Annotated in this window: 11 protein-coding genes; 8 read left to right on the top strand and 3 right to left on the bottom strand. The window is 43.8% G+C overall.

The features are described 5' to 3' along the window. Positions 1 to 6: 6 nt before the first annotated feature. Positions 7 to 468, top strand: coding sequence for a YeeE/YedE family protein (locus tag L1D22_RS10135; RefSeq protein ID WP_239829668.1), 462 nt, complete (start codon positions 7 to 9; stop codon positions 466 to 468). After that, the gene (locus tag L1D22_RS10130; RefSeq protein WP_239829667.1) at positions 468 to 899 is read left to right on the top strand and encodes a YeeE/YedE family protein; all 432 of its coding nucleotides are present in this window, start codon (positions 468 to 470) and stop codon (positions 897 to 899) included. Before L1D22_RS10135 ends, L1D22_RS10130 begins: the two co-directional genes overlap by 1 nt. A 101-nt stretch (positions 900 to 1,000) precedes the next feature. On the opposite strand, the gene L1D22_RS10125 is transcribed toward L1D22_RS10130, so the two are convergent. Continuing rightward, positions 1,001 to 1,876, bottom strand: a complete 876-nt coding sequence (locus L1D22_RS10125; RefSeq protein WP_239829666.1) for an endonuclease/exonuclease/phosphatase family protein — start codon at positions 1,874 to 1,876, stop codon at positions 1,001 to 1,003. Between the two features lie 303 nt (positions 1,877 to 2,179). On the opposite strand from L1D22_RS10125, the gene nrdD reads away from it, so the two are divergent. The 5 genes from nrdD to L1D22_RS10100 all read left to right on the top strand — a co-directional run bounded on the left by nrdD (position 2,180) and on the right by L1D22_RS10100 (position 8,966). Continuing rightward, entirely contained in the window at positions 2,180 to 4,300 is a 2,121-nt protein-coding gene (nrdD, locus tag L1D22_RS10120; RefSeq protein WP_239829665.1) for an anaerobic ribonucleoside-triphosphate reductase, read from the top strand. Between the two features lie 155 nt (positions 4,301 to 4,455). After that, positions 4,456 to 4,923 (top strand): anaerobic ribonucleoside-triphosphate reductase-activating protein, encoded by a 468-nt coding sequence (nrdG, locus tag L1D22_RS10115; RefSeq protein ID WP_239829664.1) that lies wholly within the window; start codon positions 4,456 to 4,458, stop codon positions 4,921 to 4,923. Between the two features lie 265 nt (positions 4,924 to 5,188). Then, complete coding sequence (locus L1D22_RS10110; RefSeq protein WP_017632435.1) at positions 5,189 to 6,373, top strand: amino acid aminotransferase; 1,185 nt, start codon at positions 5,189 to 5,191, stop codon at positions 6,371 to 6,373. Positions 6,374 to 6,384: 11 nt separating this feature from the next. After that, positions 6,385 to 7,071: an ATP-dependent zinc protease gene (locus tag L1D22_RS10105; RefSeq protein WP_048660146.1), complete on the top strand. Its 687-nt coding sequence runs from the start codon at positions 6,385 to 6,387 to the stop codon at positions 7,069 to 7,071. A 287-nt stretch (positions 7,072 to 7,358) separates the two neighbouring features. Further along, entirely contained in the window at positions 7,359 to 8,966 is a 1,608-nt protein-coding gene (locus L1D22_RS10100) for an ABC-F family ATPase (RefSeq protein ID WP_275665035.1), read from the top strand. A gap of 135 nt (positions 8,967 to 9,101) precedes the next feature. Here L1D22_RS10100 and L1D22_RS10095 read toward each other — a convergent pair whose 3' ends face one another. Next, on the bottom strand, positions 9,102 to 9,626 hold the full coding sequence (locus tag L1D22_RS10095; RefSeq protein ID WP_239829663.1) for a hypothetical protein: 525 nt from the start codon (positions 9,624 to 9,626) through the stop codon (positions 9,102 to 9,104). Between the two features lie 110 nt (positions 9,627 to 9,736). Next, entirely contained in the window at positions 9,737 to 10,132 is a 396-nt protein-coding gene (locus tag L1D22_RS10090) for a NirD/YgiW/YdeI family stress tolerance protein (RefSeq protein ID WP_239829662.1), read from the bottom strand. Between the two features lie 284 nt (positions 10,133 to 10,416). Between L1D22_RS10090 and L1D22_RS10085 the strand changes: the two genes are divergently transcribed. Beyond that, positions 10,417 to 11,889 (top strand): cobyric acid synthase, encoded by a 1,473-nt coding sequence (locus L1D22_RS10085; RefSeq protein ID WP_239829661.1) that lies wholly within the window; start codon positions 10,417 to 10,419, stop codon positions 11,887 to 11,889. Positions 11,890 to 11,928: the final 39 nt, after the last annotated feature.

The following is an 11,928-nucleotide window of genomic DNA, read 5'->3' as shown; positions in this document are numbered from 1 at the left end:
AGGTCTGTGCTTAATTTGATTCCTTGGGATGCTTTTTTCGGTGGCATGTTGTTAGGCGTGTCGGCCATTGTTTTAATGTTGGGGATTGGCCGAGTTGCGGGCATTAGTGGCATTGTCAGCCGATTATTGCCAACTGGCACCAGTAACAAAGAACGTAAAGATGCGGATACATCAAACACCGAAAAACACTGGCGCATCGCTTTTGTTGTGGGAATGGTCGTAAGCGGTTGGCTATTGATTCCGACGGGCTACCAACTTCCACAGTTAGAAGAGATGAATCTCGCTTTAGTGATTATTGCTGGCCTTCTGGTGGGCTTAGGTACTAAAACAGCGAACGGTTGTACTAGCGGCCATGGCATTGTCGGAATGGCTCGTTTATCTAAACGTTCTATTGTCGCGACCTGTGTATTTATGGGTGTGGCAATCGTAACCGTGTTTATCAAGAATCTGATTGGCTTGGGGGCATAATGAAAAACGCTTCATTTACTATCGTTATCGGTTTGGTCGCAGGTATTCTTTTTGGCTCTGGCATGATCATCTCTGGCATGGTTGACCCGAACAAAGTACTTGGTTTCTTAGATGTTACCGGCAATTGGGATATCAGCTTGGCATTCGTGATGGGTGGCGCGTTACTGGTGTTCGCTCCGTTTTACCACCTAGTTATTAAAAAGCGTGATAAAGCGTTTAATGGTGAGCCGCTAGATAGCCGTAACAACCCGCTAATCGACAGAAAGTTGATTCTCGGTTCAGCAGCGTTTGGACTTGGTTGGGGGCTTGCAGGCTTTTGTCCAGGGCCAGCGGTGACGAGTCTCAGTGGCGGTAACCCAACCGTGTGGGTGTTTATGATAAGCATGCTGGCGGGAATGTGGTTTGCAGGTCGAACAAATAAAACTTGCTAACGTTAAACCTATCGCTTATCGAGTAGGCTTGATATGAGCATTTGAGAGGCTGACGCGCTTTAGTTACAAAGCTAGTCAGCCTCTTTTTACATCTCTATCGACTATTTGATGGTCGTTGATACTGGGCAGTGGTCGCTGAGTTTGTAATCCAGCACATCTTGCGTTTTAAATACCTTTTGCTTCGCAGGTGACGCACTCAATGAGTCGCTAACGACAATGTGGTCTATTACAGAGCGGAATTGGTGTGTGCGGTGGTTATTACGATTTGAGCGAACCTTACAGTCCGCACGGGTCTTTCTTGTCGCTAAACGAGCATCCGTGTTTTCAGTTAAATCCTTCCACATCCAATCTCTTGAGTAGGATAGGTTATGGTTGAAGTCACCTAAGATCGCATAGTCTTCACCGTTACGTTCTCTTTGTTGTATCCACTTATTCAGTTGTTGAGCTTGATCTTTTAGGCGTGAACAATCGCGGTTCGACTTATACGCGCCGCTGCAGCCTGCCTTTAAATGCACAGACAACATGTGAATTGGTTTTGAGCCTGTTTCAACGACCACATAGCTGGCAAACCTAAGCTTGCTGTTAGTACTCGATTCCAGAGGGAAGTCAGCGTAGTCGGTCAGTGTGATTCCTTTACGAACCGCAAAGCCAGTGTATTGATTCACTTCTTTGAACTGATGGTTACTATTTTCTGGTAATGCTCGGTCGGACATTAAGATCTTATATTGATTGCCAGCCACGCGCTGAATGGCATCTGCGTCATCGACTTCTTGAAACGCAACCACATCCGCATCTAAGGATTGAAAGTATTCTTCAAGTTTATCGAAATCGGCTTGATCACGTTGGGCGGAAAACTTATTCACAGCCTCGTTGGTTGATAACCATTCGATATTCCAACTGGATATGGTCAAAGGTTCAGCAAATGCGTAGCTACTGAGTAAGCAACCCAATATTATCCAGTTTCGAAGTCGTTTCATGCCAAATATCCCTAATTTTGTCTTCCAATATTGATGAGCCGTTATCCTACAACACTTACCAAAAATTCAACTCTTTTTAGCAGTTTTTTTATTGTTACATTGTTTCTTTTCGACTTGAGAACTAGCGTAATAATATTGAATTGATCTTAGTCAGCGTTCTCTTTTTATTGATCCAAATCAATACTCAAAGTTGGTGGTTCTCGTTAAATACGCCACAATATCTAGTGTTAGTTAAACAACAAATCGCTCTATATAGTGTGTTTGTGGATAAGTCTGTGAATACCTCAAGAGTAAGGAGAAGTGGTGAAATCAATCGTAATCAAGCGTGATGGCTCAAGAGCTCCATTCAGTAGAGATCGCATCCAAGCTGCAGTGGAAGCAGCATCAGACAAAGCCGATCAGGAAATTGCTATTTATGCACTGAATGTGGCATTAGCAGTTGAGTTGAAGCTCGAAGACTACGATGAAGTTCATATCTCTGAAATTCAAACTATGGTCGAGAACGAGCTAATGCAGGGACCATATAAGTCTCTGGCTCGTGCCTACATTGAATATCGTCATGACCGCGACATTGCACGTGAAAAGCAAAGCGCTTTAACGCGTGAAATCGAAGGTTTGATCGAAGAAAGCAATGTTGATCTGATCAATGAGAATGCCAATAAAGATGGCAAAGTTATCCCAACTCAGCGTGACCTGCTGGCGGGTATCGTGGCTAAACACTATGCGAAAACCCATATTTTGCCGCGTGACATCGTACAAGCTCACGAGTGTGGTGATATTCACTACCACGACCTAGACTACGCACCGTTCTTCCCAATGTTTAACTGTATGCTTATCGATCTGAAAGGCATGTTAACGCATGGCTTCAAGATGGGTAACGCGGAAATCGACACGCCTAAGTCTATTTCTACGGCAACAGCGGTAACCGCGCAGATCATCGCGCAAGTAGCGAGCCACATTTACGGCGGTACTACGATTAACCGTATCGATGAGGTCTTAGAACCTTACGTAATGGCGAGTTACGAGAAGCATTTATCGTTAGCGAAAGAGTGGGATATTCATAGCCCAGAAGCTTTTGCTATCTCTCGTACAGAGAAAGAGTGCTACGACGCGTTCCAATCTCTAGAGTACGAAGTAAACACGCTGCACACAGCTAACGGTCAAACTCCATTCGTAACGTTTGGTTTTGGTCTAGGCGAAAGCTGGGGTTCGAAACTTATCCAGCAGTCTATTCTGAAAAACCGCATTGCAGGTTTGGGTAAAAACCGTAAAACAGCCGTGTTCCCTAAACTGGTTTTTGCAATCAAAGATGGTTTGAACCACCAGAAGCAAGATCCAAACTACGACATCAAGCAACTAGCGCTTGAGTGTGCGTCTAAGCGTATGTACCCAGACATTCTTAACTATGACAAAGTAGTAGAAGTGACAGGGTCATTCAAAACGCCTATGGGCTGTCGTAGCTTCTTGAATACATACGAAGAAAATGGTGAGTTGATTCATGAAGGCCGTAACAACTTAGGTGTAGTTAGCTTGAACTTGCCACGTATTGCGATTAACGCGAAGCAAGATATGGCTAAGTTCTACGAACTGCTTGATGAAAAACTGAAGTTGGCTCGTCGTGCTCTAGAAACTCGTATCTCTCGTCTAGAAAACGTGAAAGCACGTGTTGCTCCAATCCTATATATGGAAGGTGCGTGTGGCGTTCGTTTGAAAGCCGACGACTCTATTGCCGATATCTTCAAGAACGGCCGTGCTTCTGTTTCTCTTGGTTACATTGGTATTCACGAAGCGATGACTGCCCTTTACGGCACAGACGTTCACCTTTACGACGATGGCGAAATGCGTGCTAAAGCGCTTGAGCTGGTGGAGTACATGAAACGTGAAGTGGAATCTTGGACGAAAGAGACAGGTTACGCATTCAGCCTATACGGCACACCAAGTGAAAACCTATGTAGCCGCTTCTGCAGCATCGATACCAAAGAGTTTGGTGTGATTGATGGCGTAACAGACCGTGGTTATTACACCAACAGCTTCCACTTAGATGTGCAGAAGAAAGTGAACCCATACGACAAGATCGATTTCGAGATGCCTTATCCTGAAATTTCTAGCGGCGGTTTCATCTGTTACGGTGAGTTCCCGAACATGCAGAAGAACATCGAAGCATTAGAAAACGTATGGGATTACAGCTATACGCGCGTTCCTTACTACGGCACCAACACGCCAATTGATGAGTGCTACGAGTGTGGTTACAACGGTGAATTTGATTGTACAAGCAAGGGCTTTACGTGTCCTAAGTGTGGCAACCATGACTCAACCAAAGTATCGGTAACACGTCGTGTTTGTGGTTACCTTGGTAGCCCAGATGCACGACCATTTAACTTCGGTAAGCAAGAAGAAGTTAAACGCCGCGTGAAGCATCTTTAGTAAGCTCTAAGATCATTAGCTAGCTTACTTAGAAGAGCTACGTTTCAAGAAATAAGATTGGTATCGATGCTATGTCGATACCAATTCTTTCGCTTCAGCTGTGACAGCACTTCACTTCAAACTATTAAGCAATAACGAGTTTTCAATACTGCCTTATGAATTATCATCAATACCACCCAATCGACGTTGTAAACGGCCCAGGCACACGTTGCACCTTGTTTGTGTCAGGTTGTGTACACCAGTGCCGTGGGTGTTATAACCAATCGACGCAAAGGTTGGATTCTGGGCATTTGTTCACTCAAGAACTTCAAGACCACATTATTGCTGATCTGAATGATCCGCGAATTAAGCGTCGTGGCTTGTCGCTTTCTGGTGGTGATCCTTTGCATCCTGCAAACGTGTCTGAAGTGCTTAAGCTTGTTCAGCGTGTAAAAGCAGAATGTGAAGGCAAAGACATCTGGATGTGGACGGGTTACGAACTCGACGAACTCGACGAAAATCAGAAGCAAGTGCTTGAATATGTTGATACTTTGATTGATGGTCGTTTCGAACAAGATAAAGCGGATCCGATGTTAGATTGGCGTGGCAGTTCAAACCAAATTATTCATCGGTTCCGGCTCTAGTGGACTTTCGTTAGTTAACGTCATACTACATTGGCGCAAATTAGTAGCCTCAGCTTCTCTGCTGAGGCTGTTTTATTTTATGACGTTCTAAATTTGTAAATTGATTGAATATTGAACTATATGGAATAGGGAATATTAGATTGCACCGGTCTCGACTAGAGTTATCTCCTAAAAATCAAAACTTTGATGAATTTCTGTTTCTTAAATTGTAAATAAAATGATAACTTGGAGGCCATTACTTGAATTTCAAAGGGTTGTGACTTTCATGTTTTCACATCTACCAAAACCAACTTTAGATCCAATTCTATCTCTTTCTGTTGCTTACCGCGGCGATACTCGTACTGATAAAGTCGATTTAGGCATTGGCGTTTACAAAAACGACCAAGGCGAAACACCGATCATGAAGGCCGTGTCTAAGGCTCAAGATATCGTTGTTGAGACTCAGAAAACCAAAGCTTACGTTGGCCTAGCAGGCTGTGAAGAGTTCAACCAGAGCATGGTTGATCTGCTGCTTAAAGGGACTTCTGCAATGGATCGCGTTGCAGCGATTCAAACACCGGGTGCAAGTGGTGCACTTCGTATGTTGGGTGACTTAATGAAAGTTTCTCAACCCGATACCACAGTTTGGATTTCAAACCCAAGCTACGTTAACCACAAACCGGTGATGGAAGCGGCAGGCTTAAAAGTTCGCTACTACAATTACTTCAGTCCTGAAACGAAGCAAGTTGATACTGCAAAAATGTTGGATGACCTTTCAAAAGCGGGTCCATCAGACGTGGTACTACTGCACGGTTGCTGTCATAACCCAACGGGTGCCGACATCGACTTTGAAGCGTGGCAGGAAATCACTAAGTTATCGCAAAAGAATGGTTTCTTACCGTTCGTTGATATTGCTTACCAAGGCTTTGGTGACGGCCTAGAAGAAGACGCGAAAGGTCTTCAACATATGGCGAACAACGTGGAAGAGATGTTAATTACTACCTCTTGCTCAAAGAACTTCGGTTTGTACCGTGAAAGAACAGGTGCAGCAATCGTTATTGGTAAGAACAGCGAACACGTTGGCAATGCCAAAGGTAAACTGCTGACACTTGCGCGTTCAACTTACACTATGCCACCAGATCACGGTGCGGCTTTGGTGAAAACAATTCTTCAGAATCAAGAGTTAACAACGATTTGGAAGCAAGAATTGAGTGAAATGCAGCAACGTCTGTTAAATCTGCGCCAAAGTTTATGTGATGAATTGCGAAATACTTATAACACGTCACAATTTGATTTCATTGAAAGCCATAAAGGTATGTTTACTGTACTAGGCTTTAAAGAAACTCAAATGAATCAATTACGTGAAGAATATGGCATCTACGGTGTTGGTGATGGACGCATCAATATTGCAGGTCTTTCTGAATCCCATATTCCTTATGTAGCAAAAGCGATAGCCAACGTATCAAAATAGAAGGTGACTGAATGTATAATTGGAAAGCGATTATTACCCTAATGTTAAGTGGTGGCTTGTTTGCTTGTTCGACGACGACTCAAGTTCCTGTCGAACCAGAGCAAAAGCCTCAAATCGAACAACCTGTTGTGGATGACTCTTCAAAAACTGACGCAACAGAAGGCGAGAAAGTAACGGAACCTACTGAGAAACCTGAAGAAGTAAAACCAACTGAACCAGAAGTGAAACCTGCACCTGTTGAAAAACCAGTAGAGAAGGTTAGAAAAACAAGTGACGGCAAACTGATTCTCGGTGAAGAAGAGTGGGTGTTTGTTCCTGGTTTAAAAGAAGCGTTTAAAGCACGTGTCGATACAGGTGCAACGACCTCTTCAATCAGTGCGGTTGATATTGTTGATTTTGAACGTGACGGCAAAGACTGGGTTAAGTTCAAGATTGAACACGACGGCATCACAACTGAAGAGATCAGCTTACCGGTAGAGCGTTGGGTTAAGATCAAGCAATCAAGTGCTGAAGGTACACAACGACGCGCTGTGGTTGTTGCTTCGATTCAAATTGGCGATCTAAAAGACAAAACTGAATTCACGCTAGCTGACCGAACGCATCTTTCTTTCCCACTTCTGTTGGGTAGAAGCTTCTTTAGAGATGTTGCGGTTGTAGACGTGAGCAAAAAATACGTTCAGAAGAAAATCACCAAATAGATTTAAGTCTATGAGTTCTGACTCAATCTGACGTTTCTGTTTTGATATATCGAATCCCTGCTAATGGAATGAGCGGGGATTTTTCTATTTATGGCGTAATAACCGACGAAATGAATTTAATTGTGCATTGTTCGCTATCCGTTCACTGTTTAACCTCGACAATGTGATCCTGATCTCTATATAATCCGCGCTTCGTTTTATGTTTAATCCATACTTTCGTACTTCTTATTTAGGCACGTCTCTCTGCCTAATAATTATCTGTCAGTACACGCTTAGGAATTAGTTCTTTGATATCTACCGCGAACATCACAATGCAATTTGGCGCAGAGCCGCTGTTTGAAAACATCTCTGCTAAATTTGGTAACGGCAACCGCTATGGTTTGATCGGCGCTAATGGTTGCGGCAAATCAACGTTCATGAAAATCCTAAGTGGCGCACTAACGCCAAGTTCGGGCAACGTGTCTATCACTCCAGGAGAAAAACTGGGTGTTTTGAGCCAAGATCAGTTCGCATTTGAACAATACAGTGTTATCGACGTTGTAATCATGGGCGACAGAAAGCTGTGGGAAGTCAAACAAGAACGTGACCGTATTTACTCTTTGCCTGAAATGAGCGAAGACGATGGTATGAAAGTCGCTGAGCTTGAAAGTGAATTCGCAGAAATGGACGGCTACACAGCGGAAAGCCGTGCGGGTGACATCCTGATTCAAGCGGGTATCGAAGAAGAGTTCCACTTCGGTCTGATGCAGCAAGTTGCTCCGGGTTGGAAACTGCGTGTGCTATTGGCACAAGCGCTGTTTGCAAACCCAGATATCTTGCTACTTGATGAACCAACCAACAACTTGGACATTCACACAATCAACTGGCTGGCTGAAGAGCTAAACCAGCGTAAATGTACAATGATCATCATCTCGCACGATAGACACTTCCTGAACTCTGTATGTACGCACATGGCGGACATCGACTACGGTGAGCTACGTATTTACCCAGGTAACTACGAGTACTTCCTAGAAGCATCTGGTTTGATTCGCGAACAACTTTTAGCAAGCAATGCTAAGAAAGCGGCTGAAATCAGCGAGCTTCAAGACTTCGTAAACCGTTTTGGTGCTAACGCATCGAAAGCGAAGCAAGCAAGTTCACGTGCTAAGAAAATGGACAAAATCACGCTTGATGAAGTGAAGTCATCGAGCCGTATGAGCCCATCAATTGATTTCGGTGAAGGCAAGAAACTGCACCGTCAAGCGCTTGAACTTCAAGAACTGGGTCACGGCTTCGATGGCGAAACACTGTTTGCTGGTGGTAATTTATTGCTTGAAGCGGGTACACGCCTTGCGGTTATCGGTGAGAACGGTGTGGGTAAAACCACGCTACTACGTTGTCTAGTTCAAGAGCTAGAGCAGAACGAAGGTATCGTTAAATGGTCTGAAAATGCTTCTGTAGGTTACTGCCCACAAGATAGCACTAAGGACTTTGATAATGACCTGAGCATCTTCGATTGGATCTCACAATGGCGTACAGCGAAGCACGATGACCTAATGGTACGTGGTATTCTTGGTCGTCTACTGTTTACGGCTGACGATGCGAACAAGAAAGCTCGTAACTGTTCTGGTGGTGAGAAGAACCGCCTGTTATTCGGCAAGCTAATGATGCAAGACATCAACGTGCTTGTGATGGACGAACCAACCAACCACATGGACATGGAAGCAATCCAAGCCCTAAACGATGCACTTAAGGTTTACACTGGCACGCTTATCTTCGTGAGCCATGACCGTGAGTTTGTATCTTCATTGGCAACACACATCATTGATGTGAAAGACCAACAGCTAGTGAGCTTCCAAGGTACTTATGAAGAGTACCTCGATCACCAGAAAAAGATGTTGATGGTTAATATATAGAGTAAGTTGCTAGCCTAGGTTTTTAACTACTAAAAGCCAGCGAAATGAACAAAAAAATGCCCCAAACATTAACTTGTTCGGGGCATTTTCTGCTTAATTCGTCCAGTTACTTATTACTTAGTGACGAAGCCTAGCTTAAAAACCGAAGCGAGCTGACATTAGGATTTGGTGACCGTAAGTACCGTTGTTTCGCATATCTAGGCCAACAGAAAGTTGATCCGTAGAGTGGAAACGTGCACCAACACCAACAATTGAACGCGTATCGTCGTTATCGATCAGCTGACCAAGACGTGCGTTAATTTCAACATTCGCCATTAACCAAGCTCTTAAACCGATGTTGATTTCAGTTTTAATGTGGTTGTCATCGTTACGTTCAATGTTGTGTAACAGCATTTGACCAGTAACGTCAGCAAATTGATTAATTGGACCGTTAAATCCCATACCGACAGCCGCATCCCAATCGCTCTCAAACTCAGAATCGATACGTGCAACGAAGTGAGAGTTCTGGGTGAACATTGTCGTCACTTCACCACCGAAAGTACTCGGGCTTGTACCCATGCGTAGCTCGAATGTGTTGTAGTTAAAGTTGTTTGCAGACGCAGAGAATGAACACAGTGCAGCTAACCCCAAAAGGACAGTCTTGTTTGTGCGACCTAGCATGGTGACTCCATATAAATTGTATTTTCGGCAGTATATACAAAAAAGCCTGCAATATGCAGGCCAATTTATTGGAACGCGTTATTTAAAGCGAGAGCTTTGAGTTTTGAAACTTACAACACTTGAATGTGGTCAACTTCGATCTCTGGTGTTTTACCACCTTCGTACTCACCGAAGATACGAACTTTAGTATCTGCCGTTAGCGGTTGTGTTAGGTGGATGTCGTCATCCAGCTCAATTTGAATTTCGCTCTGGCCGTCAGAGAAGATAAACGTGTCATTCTTAAGCTGACGAACAATCTTACCGTCTACAATTGCGTCCTGCTCTGAGAACATGCTTGTGTCTGCAAGCAGTGTTGCAACAGATACGGTTTCAATTGGTCCAGTGTAAGCAATAGGGCTCTCGTGTTTGTTGCTGTTACTGTTTGTGTTGTTATGGTGGTCACCAGCCATTGCGAAAGTAGGAGCAAGAATAATAGTGGTTGCGATAGCTAATACAGTTTTTTTCATGATGAATCCCTTAGTGTGTTTTTGTTAGAAATGTTGTTCTGAATTTGAAACATTTCTTTTCGTTAGTAAGTTTTTCGTTGATACGCTTATTTTGTTTGTAAGCTTTGTTTCGATGGAGCTATTAAACAACACTAGGTTTGAATCCAGAGTGAGTAAGGTATTCATTTTCCATTCATTTTATTGAGCATCTACTCGGCAATGACGTTAAGATGGAGGCAGAGAAATATTGCCCACAGCTAAAAATTGAATATTAAGAAATTAGAATATTAAGGATTGAAGTACAGATGCGAGCACCATTAAGCGCCCTTATGGTTCAAGGGACAACGTCAGATGCCGGAAAAAGTGTTTTGGTGGCAGGTTTATGCCGTGTATTAGCCAGAAAAGGCATTAAAGTGGCACCGTTTAAGCCACAAAACATGGCTTTAAACAGTGCAGTGACAAAAGATGGTGGCGAAATTGGTCGCGCGCAAGCGGTTCAGGCACAAGCTTGTAATATCGAACCTTCCGTTCACATGAACCCCGTATTGTTGAAACCAAACTCAGACACGGGCGCTCAAGTCATCCTTCAAGGCCGAGCTATTAGTAATATGGAAGCGACGGGATACCACGATTATAAAAAAGTCGCGATGAATACGGTGATCGATTCATTCGACCGACTTTCTGCAGAATATGAAAGTGTCATGATTGAAGGTGCGGGCAGCCCAGCTGAAATCAACCTACGTGACAATGACATCGCTAACATGGGGTTTGCTGAGAAAGCGGACATCCCAGTGATTATCGTGGCGGATATCGACCGTGGCGGCGTGTTTGCGCACCTCTACGGCACGTTGGCTCTGTTATCTGAATCTGAACAAGCTCGCGTAAAAGGTTTTGTAATTAACCGGTTTAGAGGCGATATCGCGCTGCTTCAATCGGGTCTAGATTGGTTAGAAGAGAAAACTGGCAAACCTGTGATTGGTGTACTGCCGTACCTGCATGGTTTTAACTTAGAAGCGGAAGATGCCATTACGTCTGCTCAAGAGTCTGATGGAGAAGCTAAGCTTAAGGTCGTGGTTCCGGTGCTAACCAGAATCAGCAATCACACAGACTTTGATGCGCTAAGGCTTAATCCTTCGATTGATTTACGTTATGTGGGCAAAGGCGAGCGTGTTAACAATGCGGATTTGATCATCCTACCGGGTACAAAATCAGTTAGAGCCGATTTGGATTACCTAAAAGCGCAAGGTTGGGATAAAGACATTCAACGTCACTTACGTTTAGGTGGCAAAGTGATGGGTATTTGTGGCGGTTACCAAATGCTAGGAAACATCATTCACGATCCGGATGGTGTCGAGGGCGAACCTGGCAGTAGTGAAGGGTTAGGGTATCTTGATACTGAAACGACTTTAACGCAGCAGAAAACCCTCACTAACGTGCGTGGTACCATGACGCTAGATGGAAAAACAGCACAAGTAAAAGGTTACGAAATTCACGTAGGTAGGACTGAAGTCAATGAAACGGCTTTACCGGTTCAGTTAGAATCAGGCTGCCTTGATGGCGCGATAAATCAAGATAACTTAATTTTTGGTAGTTATCTGCATGGCGTGTTTGATAACAGTGAGGCGTTATCACTGATCTGCGAATGGGCAGGAGCTAGTGATGTAACCGCGATTGACCATGAACAACTTAAAGAGTTGGGTATTAATCGAATTGCTGATGCTATCGAAGAGCACTTAAATCTTGATCTGCTTTGGCCTAAGCTTAAAGCCAAGGTTTGAACTGGAAATATCGGTTTAGAAATCAAACGAACAATAGAT

Source organism: Vibrio sp. Isolate34 (assembly GCF_022397915.1).
GTDB lineage: Bacteria > Pseudomonadota > Gammaproteobacteria > Enterobacterales > Vibrionaceae > Vibrio.
This window is presented reverse-complemented; position numbering and strand designations above follow the sequence as displayed.

Excerpts from the sequence above, each read along its gene's own strand:
- L1D22_RS10130 (WP_239829667.1), top strand. The coding sequence starts at position 468 with ATGAAAAACGCTTCATTTACTATCGTTATCGGTTTGGTCGCAGGTATT.
- L1D22_RS10125 (WP_239829666.1), bottom strand. The coding sequence starts at position 1,876 with ATGAAACGACTTCGAAACTGGATAATATTGGGTTGCTTACTCAGTAGC.
- nrdG (WP_239829664.1), top strand. The coding sequence starts at position 4,456 with ATGAATTATCATCAATACCACCCAATCGACGTTGTAAACGGCCCAGGC.
- L1D22_RS10110 (WP_017632435.1), top strand. The coding sequence starts at position 5,189 with ATGTTTTCACATCTACCAAAACCAACTTTAGATCCAATTCTATCTCTT.
- L1D22_RS10105 (WP_048660146.1), top strand. The coding sequence starts at position 6,385 with ATGTATAATTGGAAAGCGATTATTACCCTAATGTTAAGTGGTGGCTTG.
- L1D22_RS10095 (WP_239829663.1), bottom strand. The coding sequence starts at position 9,626 with ATGCTAGGTCGCACAAACAAGACTGTCCTTTTGGGGTTAGCTGCACTG.
- L1D22_RS10090 (WP_239829662.1), bottom strand. The coding sequence starts at position 10,132 with ATGAAAAAAACTGTATTAGCTATCGCAACCACTATTATTCTTGCTCCT.
- L1D22_RS10085 (WP_239829661.1), top strand. The coding sequence starts at position 10,417 with ATGCGAGCACCATTAAGCGCCCTTATGGTTCAAGGGACAACGTCAGAT.